The organism is Candidatus Dormiibacter sp. (assembly GCF_050999135.1).
GTDB classification, from domain to species: Bacteria; Chloroflexota; Dormibacteria; order Dormibacterales; family Dormibacteraceae; genus Dormiibacter; species Dormiibacter spiritus.
This window is the reverse complement of record NZ_JBPCPN010000021.1, coordinates 1-15943: the sequence shown is the minus strand read 5'-3', so window position 1 is coordinate 15943 and position 15943 is coordinate 1. Positions and strand designations below refer to the sequence as shown.

At 67.8% G+C, this 15943-nt stretch carries 15 protein-coding genes and 1 pseudogene; 14 read left to right on the top strand and 2 right to left on the bottom strand.

The genetic code is table 11. From position 1 onward, the window contains the following. Positions 1-5: 5 nt before the first annotated feature. The 6 genes from purF to ACR2MZ_RS04945 all read left to right on the top strand — a co-directional run bounded on the left by purF (position 6) and on the right by ACR2MZ_RS04945 (position 5273). Entirely contained in the window at positions 6-1427 is a 1422-nt protein-coding gene (gene purF / locus ACR2MZ_RS04970) for an amidophosphoribosyltransferase (protein WP_434003963.1), read from the top strand. Between the two features lie 5 nt (positions 1428-1432). Then, positions 1433-2431 carry a phosphoribosylformylglycinamidine cyclo-ligase gene (purM, locus tag ACR2MZ_RS04965; RefSeq protein WP_434003962.1) on the top strand — a complete coding sequence of 333 codons (999 nt, stop codon included), beginning with the start codon at positions 1433-1435 and terminating at the stop codon, positions 2429-2431. Between the two features lie 20 nt (positions 2432-2451). Then, positions 2452-3027, top strand: coding sequence for a phosphoribosylglycinamide formyltransferase (gene purN / locus ACR2MZ_RS04960; RefSeq protein ID WP_434003961.1), 576 nt, complete (start codon positions 2452-2454; stop codon positions 3025-3027). After that, entirely contained in the window at positions 3020-4543 is a 1524-nt protein-coding gene (gene purH, locus ACR2MZ_RS04955) for a bifunctional phosphoribosylaminoimidazolecarboxamide formyltransferase/IMP cyclohydrolase (protein ID WP_434003960.1), read from the top strand. The genes purN and purH overlap by 8 nt, the downstream gene beginning before the upstream one ends. 125 nt (positions 4544-4668) lie before the next feature. Then, positions 4669-5025, top strand: a complete 357-nt coding sequence (locus ACR2MZ_RS04950; protein ID WP_434003959.1) for a hypothetical protein — start codon at positions 4669-4671, stop codon at positions 5023-5025. 59 nt (positions 5026-5084) lie between these two features. Continuing rightward, positions 5085-5273, top strand: coding sequence for a hypothetical protein (locus ACR2MZ_RS04945; protein WP_434003958.1), 189 nt, complete (start codon positions 5085-5087; stop codon positions 5271-5273). Positions 5274-5319: 46 nt separating this feature from the next. Here the strand turns inward: ACR2MZ_RS04945 and ACR2MZ_RS04940 are convergent, their stop codons facing one another. Both ACR2MZ_RS04940 and ACR2MZ_RS04935 read right to left on the bottom strand, forming a co-directional pair. After that, positions 5320-6150 (bottom strand): hypothetical protein, encoded by an 831-nt coding sequence (locus tag ACR2MZ_RS04940; protein ID WP_434003957.1) that lies wholly within the window; start codon positions 6148-6150, stop codon positions 5320-5322. Continuing rightward, entirely contained in the window at positions 6147-7049 is a 903-nt protein-coding gene (locus ACR2MZ_RS04935; RefSeq protein ID WP_434003956.1) for an ABC transporter ATP-binding protein, read from the bottom strand. The genes ACR2MZ_RS04940 and ACR2MZ_RS04935 overlap by 4 nt, the downstream gene beginning before the upstream one ends. Positions 7050-7156: 107 nt before the next feature. Between ACR2MZ_RS04935 and pyrB the strand changes: the two genes are divergently transcribed. From pyrB to ACR2MZ_RS04895, 8 genes and pseudogenes are all read left to right on the top strand, one after another. After that, on the top strand, positions 7157-8095 hold the full coding sequence (pyrB, locus tag ACR2MZ_RS04930) for an aspartate carbamoyltransferase (RefSeq protein WP_434003955.1): 939 nt from the start codon (positions 7157-7159) through the stop codon (positions 8093-8095). A 2-nt stretch (positions 8096-8097) separates the two neighbouring features. Beyond that, complete coding sequence (pyrR, locus tag ACR2MZ_RS04925; RefSeq protein WP_434003988.1) at positions 8098-8640, top strand: bifunctional pyr operon transcriptional regulator/uracil phosphoribosyltransferase PyrR; 543 nt, start codon at positions 8098-8100, stop codon at positions 8638-8640. Between the two features lie 10 nt (positions 8641-8650). Further along, a pseudogene (gene carA, locus ACR2MZ_RS04920) lies at positions 8651-9784 on the top strand (glutamine-hydrolyzing carbamoyl-phosphate synthase small subunit); the annotation flags it as partial. 3 nt (positions 9785-9787) lie between these two features. Next, a complete protein-coding gene (carB, locus tag ACR2MZ_RS04915) occupies positions 9788-12904 on the top strand; it encodes a carbamoyl-phosphate synthase large subunit (RefSeq protein ID WP_434003987.1) in 3117 nt (1038 codons plus the stop codon). After that, positions 12883-13680, top strand: coding sequence for an iron-sulfur cluster-binding protein (locus ACR2MZ_RS04910; RefSeq protein WP_434003954.1), 798 nt, complete (start codon positions 12883-12885; stop codon positions 13678-13680). The genes carB and ACR2MZ_RS04910 overlap by 22 nt, the downstream gene beginning before the upstream one ends. After that, the gene (locus ACR2MZ_RS04905; protein ID WP_434003953.1) at positions 13677-14573 is read left to right on the top strand and encodes a dihydroorotate dehydrogenase; all 897 of its coding nucleotides are present in this window, start codon (positions 13677-13679) and stop codon (positions 14571-14573) included. The genes ACR2MZ_RS04910 and ACR2MZ_RS04905 overlap by 4 nt, the downstream gene beginning before the upstream one ends. Positions 14574-14643: 70 nt before the next feature. After that, the gene (locus ACR2MZ_RS04900) at positions 14644-15225 is read left to right on the top strand and encodes a WD40/YVTN/BNR-like repeat-containing protein (protein ID WP_434003952.1); all 582 of its coding nucleotides are present in this window, start codon (positions 14644-14646) and stop codon (positions 15223-15225) included. Further along, positions 15222-15821, top strand: a complete 600-nt coding sequence (locus ACR2MZ_RS04895) for a WD40/YVTN/BNR-like repeat-containing protein (RefSeq protein WP_434003951.1) — start codon at positions 15222-15224, stop codon at positions 15819-15821. Before ACR2MZ_RS04900 ends, ACR2MZ_RS04895 begins: the two co-directional genes overlap by 4 nt. The last annotated feature ends 122 nt before the right edge of the window (positions 15822-15943 follow it).

Sequence of the window (15943 nt, the reverse complement as noted above, 5' to 3'; positions counted from 1 at the left end):
GCAAGGTGTGCGGCATCTTCGGCATCCACTCTCGGCAGGTGGATGTCGCCAACCTGACCTACTTCGGCCTCTTCTCGCTCCAGCACAGGGGCCAGGAGTCGGCAGGCATAGCTGTCGGCGACGGTCACGGCGTGAAGCTGCACAGGGACATGGGCCTGGTCGCCCAGGTCTTCAATTCGGCGACGCTGTCAGGCCTGCGCGGCACTGTTGCCATCGGCCACACCCGCTATTCCACGACTGGCGCCAGCCGGTTGGAAAACGCGCACCCTGTGCCTTTCCTGCATCCGGCGCTCGGCCCCGGTGCGATCGCCCACAACGGCAACCTCATCAACTCGCAGGCGATCCGGCGCGAGCTCGAGGAGGAGGGCGTCACCTTTGACACAGGCCTTGACACGGAGGTGATGGCGCGGCTCATCGAGCACACTCACGGCAGCGACTGGGCGCAGGTGCTGAGCCAGGCTTTCCGCCGGGTCGTGGGCGCCTATTCCTGCGCGGTGGTCACCTCCGACTCGGTGATCGCGCTGCGCGACCCCTATGGCTTCCGTCCGCTCTGCCTCGGCTATCTTCCACTCGCCGGTCAGCCGGCGCACCTCGTGGCGTCCGAGAGCTGCGCGCTCGACACTGTCAACGCCAAATTCGTGCGCGAAGTGCAGCCCGGTGAGATGGTGATCATGAACGACCACGGCCTCTCCTCAGTCCAGTTCCAGACCTCCGGCCGCCATGCGATGTGCGTGTTTGAGTTCATCTACTTCGCCCGGCCCGATTCGCTGCTCAAAAACTGTGAGCTGGAGGAAGCGCGAATTCGCATGGGTCGCGAGCTGTCGCTGGCTCAACCCGTGGAGGCCGACATAGTCATCGGCCTGCCCGACTCCGGCACCCCTGCCGCGATCGGCTACGCCGAGGCCTCAGGCATCCCCTACCGGGAGGGGCTGGTCAAGTCGCGCTACATCAACCGCACCTTCATCGAGCCCGACCAATCCCTGCGGGAGTCGGGTGTGATCCTGAAGCTCAATCCGCTCAAGCGTTCGCTGCGGGGCAAGCGCATCATCGCAGTGGACGACTCGATAGTGCGGGGAACCACTTCCCGCCGGATCATCGAGGTGCTGAAAAAAGCGGGCGCCAAGGAGGTGCACCTGCGCATCTCCAGCCCGCCCATGCGGTTTCCCTGCTTCATGGGCGTCGACATCGGCTCCACCAAGCAGCTGGTCGCCTCCGGCCGCTCGGTTGAAGAGATACGGAGCTTCATCGGCGCCGACTCCCTGGCCTACATCTCCATTCCGGGTCTCATGCGCGCGGTAGGCGCCGGCACGCTCGACCAGTTCTGCCGAGCCTGCTTCGACGGCGCTTATCCGGTGCCTGTGCCACAGCAGCTGGAGATGGACAAGATGGCCTTCGAGGCGCCGCTCGCCGCCCAGCCGGCAAGCTGACGCTGATGCCCGAGCTCCAAGAGTTCGAGGCGCTCCCCCGCACCTACGCCGAAGCAGGGGTGGACATCGCCGCCTACGGACGACTGCTGGCGCGGATGAAGCCGCTCATCGACGCCACCCAAACCGAAGGCGTCGTGGCAGGGGTGGGTCAGTTCGCCGGCCTTTACAAGCTTCCCAGCGGTGGCTGTCTGGCGGCCTCAGCGGATGGGGTAGGGACCAAGATCAAGGTGGCCATTGCCTACGGCCGCCACGCGGGCATAGGTCAGGACCTGGTCAACCACTGTGTCAACGACATCCTCACAGTCGGTGCCACCCCCCTGTTCTTCCTGGACTATTTCGCCAGCGGCCGGCTGGAGGACGACGTCTTCGAGCAGGTGCTGACCGGCGTCACCCAGGCCTGCCGGGAGAACGATCTGGCCCTGCTGGGCGGCGAAACCGCCGAGATGCCAGGCGTCTATGCGCTGGGCGACTACGACCTGGCCGGCTTCATAGTCGGACACGTCGGCGAAGGCAGCGCCCGAGAGCAGGTCCAAGCGGGCGACGTCCTGGTCGGCCTGCCCTCCAGCGGCCTGCACACCAACGGCTTCTCGCTCGTCCGCCGCATCTTCCAGGATCTGCCGCTGGAGACGGTTCTGCCCGGCTTCACGAGGCCTCTGGGCGAGGAGCTGCTGGCGCCGCATCGCTCCTATCTGAAGGAGATGCGGACGCTGCCCTGGAAGACAGCTGCCCATATCACTGGCGGCGGGCTGCTGGACAATGTGCCGCGCGCGCTGCCGGCCGGCCTGGCGGCGGAGCTGGACCTCAGCAGTTGGGAGAGGCCGCCGCTGTTTGCAGCCATCCAGCGCCGGGGCCAGATAGCGCCCGCCGAGATGCTGTCCACTTTCAATCTCGGTCTCGGCATGGTGCTGGTGAACGCCGACCCGATTCCGGGCTATCCCGTGGTCGGGCGGGTGGTCGAGCAGACCGACGAGCAGCGTCTGAGATTGGTGGGGACCCTGGCTTGACAGGACCCAGGCTGGGCGTCTTGAGCTCGGGCAAGGGCTCCAACCTCCGCAACCTCTTTTCGCGCGGCTATCGGATCACCGCTGTCGCCACCAACCGGCCCGGCTGCGGGGCCGCCGCCTTCGCCCGCCAGCAGGGTCTTCAACTCGGCGAGTTCTCCCAGAGGCGTTTTCCTTCGTCGCTGGCCCGCGATGAGGCCCTGAGCGGCTGGCTGCTGGAGGTCGGCGTGGACATTGTCGTCAACGCCGGCTACGACCGCATTCTCGGCGAGCCGATGACAAAGGCTTTCGCCGGCCGGATGCTCAACATCCATCCCTCGCTGCTGCCCAGCTTCGGTGGCGGCATGGACGCCGTGGAGCGCGCGCTGGAGCATGGCGTCAAGGTCACCGGCTGCACGGTTCATCTGGTCACGGACGCGGTGGACGCCGGGCCGATCCTGCTGCAGGCGGCAGTGCCAGTGCTGCCTGACGATGACGCTCAACGCCTGCATCAGCGAATTCAGGCAGAGGAGCACAGGATCCTGCCCCAGGCCATCGACCTGCTCTGGGCCCGGCTCGGCGGATCACCCCGGCCGGTGAAGGAGACGACGGTTGTCTAAGCGAGCCCTTCTCTCGGTCACCGACAAGTCAGGTCTGCCTGCCTTCGCCCGGGGACTGGTTCGGCTCGGCTACGACGTCTACTCCACAGGCGGGACCCAACGGATGCTGGAGGAGGCCGCTATCGACGCCCAATCGGTCTCGAAGCTGACCGATTTCCCCGAGATCCTGGATGGCAGGGTGAAGACCCTCCACCCGGCTGTTCACGCCGGTCTGCTGGCCCGCCGTGACGTGAGCCAGCACCTGGAGACGCTGAACCAACACGGTCTTCAGACGATCGACCTGCTCTGTGTCAACCTCTATCCGTTTGCCGAGACGCGCGCTCGCCCCGGGGCAGGGTTCGACGAGATTCTGGAACAGATCGATATCGGCGGCCCGGCCATGATCCGCTCGGCGGCCAAGAACCACTCAGCTGTGGTGGTGGTTGTGCGACCCGAGCGCTACAGCGAGGTGCTGAGCGCGCTGGCCAGCCCCGACGGCGTGAGCCCCGAGCTGCGCCGCCGGCTGGCGGCGGAGGCGTTCTCCCACACAGCTGCCTACGACGCTCAGATCGCCGCCTGGCTGGAGGAGGGTGAGGGCGGCTTTCCTGCGCAGATCAGCTTTTCGGGCAGTCTGGTCCGGACGCTGCGCTACGGCGAGAACCCGCATCAGAGAGCGGCGTTCTATCGCTCGGGCGCAGGTACCGACGGCCTCGGCTCTGTCCGCCAGCTGCACGGGGCGGAGCTCAGCTACAACAACATTCAGGACGCCGCGGCGGCCTTCGAGCTCGCCCGAGACCTCTCGCAGCCGGCCGCCGCCATCATCAAGCACACGAATCCTTGCGGCGTGGCCGCAGCCGAGCAGCTGGCCGACGCTTACCGGGCGGCCTATAACTGCGACACCACCTCCGCCTACGGCGGCGTGGTGGCTGTCAACCGGGAGCTGGACAGCAGCACGGCAGGGGAGATGGCGGGCATCTTCCTGGAGGTGGTGGTGGCGCCTTCGGTTGACACGAAGGCACTGGCGGTGCTCTCGGCCAAGGAGAACCTGCGCATCCTGGAGGTGCAGCCAAGCCGGTCGCCCGACCTTGCGGTCAGGTCGGTGCCCGGCGGATTGCTGGTGCAGGACTGGGATCGGCGTGGTTTCGACCGCAACGCCTGTCAGCTGGCGACGCAGCGTCAACCCACCGCCGGCGAGTGGGCCGAGCTTGAGTTCGCCTGGCTGGTGGTCAAGCATGTCAGGTCCAACGCCATAGTTCTGGCGCGCGACCGGGCGGCGGTGGGTGTTGGTGCCGGTCAGATGAGCCGGGTCGAAGCGTCCCGGCTGGCCGTTCAGCGCGCCGGTGAACGGGCGCGCGGCTCGGTGCTTGCGTCAGATGCGTACTTTCCCTTCGCCGACGGCCTTCAGGTCGGCATCGAAGCCGGCGTGACGGCCGTGATCCAGCCGGGCGGCTCCAAGCGCGACAGCGAGGTGATAGCTGCGGCCGACGCAGCCGGGCTGGCGATGGTCTTCACCGGGGAACGCCACTTCCGGCATTAGCGCGCCTCGATGCAGGTGACAGCACGCGGACAACGGCCGTGAGCCGGCACGAGGCGACGACGGCCAGAGGCGAGAGGCGGATGAGAGTGACAAGGTCGCCGCCTGGCGTCTAGACTTAGCCCACCTTGATTCTTTTCCTCGTCCTGCTGGTGCTCCTGGTTGCCGCGCTCGTCGTCTATGCCGCCCAGAACGGCAACACGGAGAACGTGAGCTTTCTGACGTTCCAGCTCACGAGCGTGCCTGCCTGGCAGCCGCCCGTAATCGCCGGAGGCGCCATGGCCCTCCTGCTGCTGCTCTACATGCTCTACGCGAACGCACGCCACAGCATCCGCCGGCGCAGCCTCACCCACAAGATCAGCGAGCATGAGGCGAGCCTTGCCCAACTTCGTTCCGAGAACGAGAGCCTTCGTCGCGACCTGCAGGACGCGCAGGGGCGGCTGGGGGGGCGCGGCCCGGTGGCGCCGGGCGATCCACGTCCCTGAGCCAACCTGCCCGGCGCGACCTGGTCCAGAGCTTTCCGGGCGAGCGGCCGGATCAGCTCATGCGGAAGCTTGAGCGCTCCAATCCCCGGGTGACCTGTGGCTCCTGCCGCCAGTTCGACGGCTTCACCTGGTGCCGGCGCTGGAACTACCACACCGCCAGCGACGCACCCATCTGCGGCGACTACCGACCGCTTCCGCAGTCGTCAGTCCCGCCGCTTTCCGACCAGGACAGGACGGTCACCGGCTAAGCCAGAACCTGCCTCCAGCCCTCGACGGACGTCGGCCGCCTTGGCATCAGGTCTCGTCGCGCCTAACCAGGATGGCGCAGCCGACGCCGAGCGCCGCCAGGCAGTAAACCGCCAGCACCAGTGCCGCCTGGCCGCTGCCAGTGCTGGCCGCCACCGCCGAACCGGTGCCGCCGCCCAGGTTGTGGACCAGCGCCACCGAGTTGGGACCGGGAAAGCCCGTGGGCAGATCGCGCAGCGACTGCGCGCTCGATTTGGCGATCACGCCGAACGCGCGATCCTCGAAAACGAAGAGGTAGGTGAGGCCCACGGCGTAGGCGATTGAAGCACGCCTGAAGATGAGTGACAGGAGCGCTCCGAAGGACGCGTAGGTGATGGCGATGAGGCAGGCCGCCGCAAAGGCGGTAGCCACGTCCCCGGCTGACGGAAGGCGGAAGGGAAGATCCAGCGTGACAGCCGAGATGAGGCTGCTGGCGAGGGCCGTCACGAAACGGAGCAGCACCAGCAGGACGACAATCCCCGCCAGCACCACAGTCTTGGCCCCGAATACAGTTGCCCGGCTGGGACCGACCATCAACATCGCGGCCAGCGTCCGCCAGCCGTACTCGCTCCCAAAGATCAGGACTCCAACCACGAACTCGAGCGCCCAGATGACCCCGCCGGGGTTGCCCAGCGCCTGCTGCGCGAAGGCGGCAGGCGCCAGGGCCTGCTTGTAGCTCGCGATGTTCGCAGGGGAGAGTGTGGCCGGCGATTGCGACATGAGGAACCAGTCAAGCCCGTAACCGCGGGCCAGCAGCACCAGCACCATCAGCAGCCCCACCGTCCAGAGATAGGGGCTGCGCCACGCCTTCAGCCACTCTCCCCTGACCGGTCCGATCACTGGCGGCCCTCGGTTATCTCCAGGAAGACCTCCTCCAGCGACCGCTCGGCCGGCCGCAGCTCGGTGATCTCGACGCCCGCCCGGACCAGGGCACGGTGGATCTCGGCCGCTTGGACGTGATCGGCATTGACCATGAAGGCACCATCACGCACCGCTATCGCCTTGGCGCCTGCCACTCGCTCCAAGGCCACCCTCACCCTTCCAGCGGGGTTGCCTCGGATCAGCAGACCCGCCTGCCGGGCGTCCGCCAAGTCGTCCTCCGCGATGAGACGGCCGTTCTGGATCACGCCGAAGCGGTGGCAGATCAGCTGCATCTCGCTCAGGAGGTGGCTGCAGACGAGCACCGTGTGACCGGCCGTGCCCAGCGACTTGATCAGTCCTCGCATCTCGACCATGCCCTGCGGATCAAGTCCGTTGGTGGGCTCGTCCAGGATTAGGAGCTCAGGTTCCTTGATCAGCGCGGCGGCCACGCCGAGGCGCTGCTTCATGCCCAGCGAATAGGAGCCATAACGACCTTTGGCGGCGGGCAGCAGGTCCACCTCTTCCAACGCCGTCTCCACAGCCCGCTCCGCGATGTCGCCATAGTGGGCGACCACCCTCAGGTTGTCGCGGCCTGACAGATAAGTGTAAAAGGCAGGGTTTTCGATCACCGCTCCGATTTTGCGCAGGCCGGCCGGAGCGCCCGGCCTGTGGCCGGCGACAAGCGCACTGCCGGAGGTTGGTCGGATCAGGCCCACCAGCATGCGGAGCGTGGTGGTCTTGCCAGCTCCGTTGGGCCCGACCAGGCCGTAGATCTCGCCCCGGCGGACTTTGAGATCCAGTGAGTCGACGGCCAGCTTGCCGCCGCGATAGCGCTTGGTAAGGGCAGCCGTTTCCACCACCAAGTCGCTGGTGTGCATGCTCCGAATTATCCAGTCAAACCTGGTCGACCAAGGTACCTGCTCCTGCTAGACTGACTGCAGTTCCTTTAAGTCTGGTCCCGAGAGGCCTGTAAGGAGGTTTTTTCATGGTCGTGAGCCTGCGCACCAGGGCGCGCCTGCGCCACCTCGTGCAGTCCCAACAGCTTTCCCGGCAGCTCCTGGACGAGATCTTCCAGCGCGCCGATGAGATGCGGGCCAGCCCCCATCGCGCCGCGGGTCGCCTGCAGGGCAGGGTGATGGCCGCCCTCTTCTACGAACCCTCCACCCGGACCCGGCTCTCCTTCGAGGCGGCCATGCTGCGACTGGGCGGTCAAACGATGGGCACCGACAACGCTCTGGCCTTCTCCAGCGCTGCCAAGGGGGAGACGCTGGAGGACACCATTCGTATAGTCAACGGCTACGCCGACGTGATAGTCCTGCGGCACCCCGCCGAAGGCGCCGCGGAGCGAGCGGCAGCGGTGAGCGACGTGCCCATCATCAGCGCGGGCGACGGCCGCGGCCAGCATCCCACCCAGGCGCTGCTCGACGTCTACACGATCAAGGACGAGGTGGGCCGGCTCGACGGCGTGAAGGTGGCCATGGTGGGCGACCTGGCCAACGGCCGCACGGTCCGCTCCCTCGCCTACCTGCTGGCCAAGTACCGGGAGGTGGAGCTGACCTTCGTCGCCCCGCCCCAGGTGGCGATGCGCGACGACATCAAGGCGCACCTGGATCGTCACGGAGTGCGGTGGCGGGAGGTGGCGGACCTGGACGCGGTGCTGCCCCAGGTCGACGTCGTCTATCAGACCCGCATCCAGAAGGAGCGCTTCAGCGACGAGGAGTCGTATCGGGCTGTGAAAGGCAGGTACGTGATCGACCTGGCGACGATGCGCCGGCTGCGACCCGACGCTGTGGTCATGCACCCCCTGCCGCGCGTGGACGAGCTGGACCCGGAGGTCGACTCGGATCCGCGGGCTGCCTACTTCCGGCAGGCGCGCAACGGCATGCACATCCGGATGGCGCTGCTGGACATGGTGCTCTCGTGACGATCACTCAGCGCAGCGCCGTGAAGGCTACTGTCATGGACGCCGACGCCATCCGGCGCAGCCTCTCCCGCATCGCCCATGAGATCATCGAGCGCAACCGGGGGGTGGCGGGTGTGACGCTGGTCGGCATCCTGTCCCAGGGCGACGTCCTGGCCCAGCGCCTGGCCCTAAAGCTGGCCGAGCTGGAGGGTACCTGGGTGCCGGTGGGGCGGCTTGATGTGAGCGAGCATCGGGACGATCTGCATCTCCGGCCCCGCGGCGAAAGGGGAATGAGTAAGGTGCCCGACCTGAACGGCCGGATAGTGGTCCTCGTCGACGACGTGCTCTATCACGGCCGCACAGCGCGGGCGGCGCTGGACGCACTGCTCCAGTTCGGGCGGCCGAGCGCAGTCCAGCTGGCCGTGCTGGTGGACCGCGGTCACCGCGAGCTGCCGATCCGCGCCGACTATGTAGGCAAGAACGTTCCCACAGCGGATTCGGAGCGGGTCCAGGTCTGCCTGCTCGAGAGCCAGGGTGTCGATGCGGCGGTGATACTTGCGGGCTGAGCTGGAGCCGGTGGTGGCGCCGGCGAGACTTGAATACGCGGCACTCGTCCTGGAGGACGGCCGAACTTTCACGGGCAGGGCTCTGGGCGCCGACGTCTTGGGCCAGGGCGAAGTGGTCTTCAACACCGCGATGACCGGTTATCAGGAGGTTCTGAGCGATCCCTCCTACGCGGGCCAGATGCTCTGCATGACCTACCCGCTGCAGGGCAACTATGGCACTCGCCCAGCCGATCAGGAGTCAGAGCGAGCGTGGGCTCGGGGCTTCATCGCTCGCTGGGTGAGCCCCCGGCCCAGCCACCACTCGGCTGGCGCGTCACTCGACAGCTATCTGAAGGCGCAGGGCATCCCCGGCATCTGCGGAATCGACACCCGCGCCCTCACCCGGCACCTCCGCCGGCAGGGCACGCTGCGGGCGGTCCTGAGCCACGAGGCCGAGCAGCCCACCGACCAGCGCCTCGCGGAGCTCGGCCGGCTGGCCGGCCGGGTGACGCACCTGGCCGACCAAGACCTGGTCGCCGAGGTCTCCCGCTCGGCTCAGATCGAGTGGTTCGAGCCGCTTCCGCCCGAGCTGCGCCGGCAGAGCTACGCGGACGGTCGCGGGCTCACCATCGCTGTCGTGGATTACGGAGTCAAGTCAGGCATCCTGCGCAGCCTGCGCGAGCGGGGCTGCCGGGTGGTCGTGCTGCCCCACTCGGCGGCCTGGCAGGAGGTCGAAGCGCTCAGGCCTGACGGCCTGCTGCTGACCAACGGTCCCGGTGATCCAGCGGTGCTGGACGGGCCTGTCAAGCTCTGCCGAGACGCGTTGGCGGCGCGTCTGCCGCTGTTCGGCATCTGCCTCGGCCACCAGATCCTCGGCCGCGCGATCGGAGCCACGACCTCCCGGCTGCCCTTCGGCCACCACGGGGCCAACCATCCGGTCCGCGACACGCGCACGGGCGAGGTGCACATCACAAGTCAGAACCACGAGTTCCAGGTGGATGCCGGCAGCCTCCCGGAAGGCAAGTTTCGGATCAGCCACGTGAACCTGAACGACGGCTCGGTGGAGGGCCTGGCGCACCCGACGCTGCCCGTGATGAGTGTGCAGTATCACCCGGAGGGCTGCCCAGGGCCGACTGACAACCACTACCTTTTCGATCGCTTCGTGCAGATGTGCAAGGCGGGCGGACCGGAACCCGTTGCCGCCGGCCCTCGCGAGCGGTCCGCGAAGCCCCGCAAGGTGCTCATCATCGGCTCAGGTCCCATAGTGATCGGCCAAGCGGCCGAGTTCGACTATGCAGGCACGCAGGCCTGCAAGGCGCTGCGCGAGGAAGGCGTCCAGACAGTCCTGGTCAACTCCAACCCGGCCACCATCATGACCGACGAAGGCGTGGCGGACCGCGTCTACATCGAGCCGCTCACAGTCGAATCGGTGGAGCGCGTGATCGCCAGGGAGCTGCCGGACGCTGTGCTGCCCACGCTGGGCGGGCAGACCGGCTTGAACCTCGCCATGGAGCTGCACCAGGCGGGCGTACTGGCCCGTTACGGTGTGCGTTTCCTGGGCGCCGACGCCGACGTCATCCGCCGCGCTGAGGACCGGGAGGCGTTCAAGCAGATGCTGCTGGAGCTGGGCGAGCCGGTCCCTCCTTCAAGCGTCTGCGAGACCTTTGAGCAGGCGCGCGCCTTCGCAGACGAGATCGGGCTGCCGCTGGTGATCCGGCCCGCCTACACCCTGGGCGGCACGGGCGGCGGCTTCGTCACCTCCGCCGGCGAGTTCGAGCGGGTGGTGAAGGGTGGATTGGCGGCGTCGCCGATCCATCAGGTGCTGGTCGAGCGGTCACTCTGGGGTTGGAAGGAGCTGGAGTACGAGGTGATGCGGGACTCGGCGGGGACCTGTATCACCATCTGCAACATGGAGAACCTGGATCCGATGGGCGTCCATACCGGCGACTCCATAGTCGTCGCTCCCGCCCAAACACTGTCCGATCGCGACCACCAGATGCTCCGCTCGGCTTCCCTGCGCATCATTCGCGCGCTGGGCCTGGAGGGTGGCTGCAACGTGCAGTACGCGCTGGACCCGGACTCCAGCCGCTACTACGTGATCGAGGTCAACCCCCGCGTTTCTCGCTCCTCTGCGCTGGCCTCCAAGGCGACCGGCTACCCCATCGCTCGAGTCGCCGCCAAGATTGCTGTCGGCGGGCGGTTGGACGAGATCCTGAACCAGGTGACAGGGCGCACCTACGCCGCCTTCGAGCCCGCGCTTGACTACGTTGTGATCAAGGTGCCGCGCTGGCCCTTCGACAAGTTCCCCGGGGCCGACCGGCGGCTGGGCACCCAGATGGCCTCGACAGGAGAATGCATGGCGATCGAGCGCACGTTTGCCGGCGCACTGCGCAAGGCGCTCCGCTCCTTGGAGCAGCGCTGGCCTTCTGACGAAGTGCTGGCCGACCCGGCTCTGATCGACCTGCCCAACGACCGCCGCCTGTTCGCGCTCCTGCATGCTCTCCGCCAGGGCGCCGAACCGGCCGAGCTGGCACGGCGCAGCGGCATGGACTTGTGGTTTGTGGAACGGATGGCCGAGGTCGCCCTGGAAGCTCCCGCCGGCCGGCCGGTCACCTACAAGCTGGTCGACACCTGCGCTGCCGAGTTCGAGGCGGCAACGCCCTACTACTACTCCTGCCACGAGGAGGAGAACGAGGCGGAGGCGGAGAACGGCCGGGCCGCGCTGGTGCTGGGCTCCGGACCGATCCGGATCGGGCAGGGCATCGAGTTCGACTACTCGTCGGTTCACGCCGCCTGGGCGCTCCGCGAGGCGGGCGTGCGAGCGATCATGGCGAACTCCAACCCGGAGACCGTGTCGACCGACTTCGACACCTCGCACCGCCTCTACTTCGAGCCTCTCGATCTGGAGGCGACTCGAGCGATCGCCGAGGCCGAGCGCATCGAGGGCGCGATGGTCCAGTTCGGCGGTCAGACCGCCATCAACCTGGCAGAACCGCTCAGCTCGGCAGGTATCCGCGTGCTCGGCTCCTCCGTCGATGCCATCGACCTGGCCGAGGATCGCCGGCGTTTTGCGGCCGAGCTGGAGGCCATAGGAGTCCCCCAGCCGATCGGCGACACGACGACTGATGTCGAGCGGGCGCTGGAGATCGCCGAGGGGGTCGGCTATCCGGTCCTCGTCAGGCCTTCCTACGTCCTCGGCGGCCGGGCGATGGAGATCGTCCGCGACCCTGTCGAGCTGCGCCGCTACATGGAGTGGGCGCGCCAGGCCCTGCCGCGGGGAACCGTTCTCGTGGACAAATACCTGATCGGCAGCGAAGTCGAGGTGGACGCCATCTCGGACGGCGAGACGGTGGTCATCGCTGGCGTGATGGAGCACGTCGAGCGGGCGGGCGTCCACTCTGGCGACTCCTTCGCCGTCTATCCGGCGCCCGGCCTGGAAACCGAAGCGCGAGCGCAGGTGGTGGACTACACGGTGCGCATCGCGCGACGGCTCAACCTGCGCGGTCTTGTCAACGTCCAGTACGTGGTTCACCGGGGCCGCGTCTACGTGCTGGAGGTCAACCCGCGCGCCTCGCGGACCGTGCCGATGCTCTCCAAGGTGACTGGCGTGCCGATGGTGAAGCTGGCGACGCGCGTGATGCTGGGTGAGAAGCTCAGCGATCTCGGCTGCACGACAGGCCTGGTGCCACCCACCCCGCTGGTGGCAGTGAAAGCGCCTGTGTTCTCGATGTCCAAGCTGGCGGCGGTGGACTCCTACCTCGGCCCCGAGATGAAGTCGACGGGTGAGGCGATGGGCGTGGACAGGACGCTTTCGGCTGCTCTGCGCAAGGCGTTCCTGGCCGCCGGCATGTCACTGAAGTCGGGCGGCCGCGCGCTGCTGACCATTGCGGATCAGGACAAGCCTGAGATGTTTGCGATCGCGGCTGGCCTGGCCCGGATCGGCATGGAGATCCTGGCCACGCCGGGCACCGCCGCGGCGCTGCAGGCGGCCGGTTTTTCGGCCCGGGTGGTCAGCAAGCTCGGCGATCCCGGCCAGAACGTGGTGGAGGCGATCCAGGCAGGAGTCGAACTGGTGATCAACACCATGACCGGCGTCGTCGAGCAGGAGCGGCCGGGCCTGCCGGTGCTGCGCGACGGCTTTGAGATCCGCCGGGCGGCGGTCGAGCGCCGGATCCCCTGCCTGACCTCGCTGGACACCGCGGTGGCGCTGGTGGAGTCCTCGCTCCATGCCGCCGGCCAGCTGGAGGTGCGGACGATCGACGAGTGGCGAACGGGCGCCGCCTGACCGTTTCAGGCGCGATGTTCGAGCTGCAGGCGCCGCTGATCGCGCGGCGGGAGGTCGCCAGCGGTATGTGGGTGCTCTCCTTCAGTGCGCCGGAGGTGGCCGCAACAGCTCGTGCCGGCCAGTTCGTGAACCTGCTGCTCCGGCCCGGCCCGCTGCTGCGCCGACCGTTCTCCGTCTATCGCGCCACCTCTGGGGTGGTGGAGGTGCTGCTGAAGCCGGTGGGGGCGGGGACCGCCGGGCTGGCCGCCCTGGCCCTGGGTGAGAGCGTCTCCCTGCTGGGGCCGCTCGGTAGTGGCTTCCAGCTGGACCAGGCAGCAGGTTCGGTGGCGCTTGTCTCGGGCGGCCTGGGAGTGGCGCCGATGCCGCTGGCCGCTCGGGCAGCGGCCGCCCTAGGTCTGCAGGTGCACTGGGTTCATGGCGCCCGCACGGCAGCCGAGCTCTGCTCGGAATGGGAGGGCAGACGGGTGCACTGGGCCACAGACGACGGCTCCATTGGCTACCACGGCTCTGTGCTGGCGGCAATACCCGAAGGGATTGGGCAGGTGGTGGCCTGCGGTCCCAACCGCATGCTGGCGGCGCTGGCCGCACGCTTTCCGCGCGCCCAGGTTGCGATCGAGACCTACATGGGCTGCGGAACGGGCGTCTGCCTGGGCTGCGCCGTCCCGCGGACGAGCGGCGTCTACGATCGCGCCTGTAAAGAAGGCCCGGTGTACCAAGCGAACGACATCCGTTGGGACGTGCTCCCGCAGCACCTGCACTACGGTTTGGGCGCGTGAGCGGACTCAGGGTGGGCGGGGTCGAGCTGCGCTCGCCGGTGCTGGCGGCGAGCGGCACGTTCGGCTATGGCACCGAGGTTCCGCTCTGCGATCGTCCCCGGCTGGGCGGCATGGTGTCGAAGGGGATCTTCCTGCAGCCGCGGCCGGGGACCCCACCGCCGCGGATCGTGGAGACGCCGAGCGGGATGCTGAACGCGATAGGCCTGCAGGGACCTGGCGTGGAGGCGCTCATCCGCGATTACTGCCCGCTCTGGGCGGAGTGGGATTTCCCGGTGCTGGTCAACATCAACGGTGAGTCGGTCGACGAGTACGCCGAGCTGGCGGCGCGGCTGGACGGAGTGCCTGGAGTGAGCGGCTTGGAGATCAACATCAGCTGCCCCAACGTGCGCGAGGGAGGCATGTTCTTCGGCAAGGACCCGGCGCAAGCGGCCGCGGTCACCGCGGCTGTTCGGCGTTCGACGCGGCTGCCGGTCTGGGTCAAGCTCACTCCCGCCGTCTCCGATCTCGCGGAGGTGGCCCGCGCCTGCGAGAGCGCCGGTGCGGACGCGCTCTGCGCCATCAACACCTTGGTGGGCATGTCCTTCGACCTCGGCACCGGCCGGCCGCGCCTGGCCTTCGGCACCGGCGGCCTCTCGGGCCCGGCCATCCGCCCGATCGCCGTGCACCTCGCCCACCAAGCGGCGCAGTCGGTGGCGATTCCGGTGATCGGCATCGGCGGCATAGGCGGCGCCGAGGACGCGCTTGAATTTCTCTACGCCGGCTGCCAGGCAGTGCAGATCGGCACCGCCACCTTCATCGATCCCAACGCGATCGGAAAGACTATGGAGGCACTTGAAGCTCTGGACTGGCGCCGCCTGGTCGAGGGCACCCGGGCAGCCATTTCCAGTGGCTGACGCACACCGAGGGTTCGCGGGAATCTAACGGCGCCATGTCGCGCGCCCCTGGGTTAGCATCTTGGGCGCCGTGGACGACTTCGAGGGCGTCTCTCGGGGACGCACCCGCCGCGCACTCGGCCTGATCGCCATCGGTCTAGCGCTGGCGCTGGTGGGCGGCATCGTGTACTTACGACCCTTCGCCAGAGCGCCCGCGGAGACGCCCGCGCCAACCCCGGGCGGCCACTTCAACCTGCCGGCCGACATGCAGTGGCTCTCGGGCGCTGAAGGTTGGCTTGTCTACAACGACGGTCAGAACCAGAGCACTCTCTTCCACACGCAAGATGCCGGGCGGCACTGGCAGAGAAACTTCCTGGTTTCCAATGGCCATGCCGCGGGGCTCAGGTTCTTCGACAGCCGCCGCGGTGTGCTCCCCATCTACGGAGAAGCCGGGGGAGTACGCGTCCTGCAGACGGAAGATGGCGGCCGCTCCTGGCGGCCGGTCCCTCTGCCCAGCTTGGTGAGCACGCGGGCGTCGAGTTCAGCGACGCCCTGCATGCCTGGCTTACTCAGTGGGCGACGCAGGCCTCCCCGGCCGGTGTTCCAACCTTCGAGCTGTATCGCACAGCCGACCTCGGCCAGCACTGGCAGCGATTCCCGAATGCAGCGTTGAACGGCCTGCCGGGACCAGCTTCCCGACCGCCCGTTTTCGCCAGCGCTCAGGACGGCTGGGTCCAGGTCGGCGCCCAGCTCTACGCCAGCCATGATGGCGGAGACTCCTGGCAGGTAGACAGCCTGGAGCTTCCGGCCGGCGGCAGCGTGGTTCTCGTCCAGGCCGTTGTCTCGCCGGGCGGCTGGGCGGCGCTGATCTTTGAAGGCGCCACCCCCAGCGGGCAGGTGCCTCACGGCGTCGAGATCTGGGTTGCCGCCTCGACCGGGGGCGGAGGGATGTGGCAGCCATCGGTGCAGACGCCGGAGATCCAGAGCCCGGACGCAGCGAACTGGTACCCGCCGCGCTTCAGCGACGCCCGCCACGCCTGGCTGACGGTGGGCCCTGATATGTACACAACAGCCGACTCGGGCCGCACCTGGAACCGGCGGAACATGCCGCCCGGCGCTTCCTGCCTGGACGTGACCCCGGTGACCGCCAGCACAGCCTGGTGCGCCGGTCGCACTCCCGCCGGCGCGTACCCGAACGGATCCCAGGTGCACCTCTACCGAACAGTTGACGGTGGGCGCTACTGGAGCACCGTCGACCCGCCGATCTAGAGTGAACGGCTCACAAGATCAGGCGACACCTGGGAGGTAGCGCCAGGACGTAGGACGACCCCATCCTATGGGTGCTCAAACCACTCAGGAGGGGTCGCCATGACTAAGGATGACCGGTTCTA

What these genes read in the sequence shown, in the direction of transcription:
- ACR2MZ_RS04945 (WP_434003958.1), top strand. Translation starts at nt 5,085, where the DNA reads ATGCGGAAGCTTGAGCGCTCCAATCCCCGGGTGACCTGTGGCTCCTGC.
- ACR2MZ_RS04935 (WP_434003956.1), bottom strand. Translation starts at nt 7,049, where the DNA reads ATGCACACCAGCGACTTGGTGGTGGAAACGGCTGCCCTTACCAAGCGC.
- pyrB (WP_434003955.1), top strand. Translation starts at nt 7,157, where the DNA reads ATGGTCGTGAGCCTGCGCACCAGGGCGCGCCTGCGCCACCTCGTGCAG.
- carB (WP_434003987.1), top strand. Translation starts at nt 9,788, where the DNA reads ATGTGCAAGGCGGGCGGACCGGAACCCGTTGCCGCCGGCCCTCGCGAG.
- purM (WP_434003962.1), top strand. Translation starts at nt 1,433, where the DNA reads ATGCCCGAGCTCCAAGAGTTCGAGGCGCTCCCCCGCACCTACGCCGAA.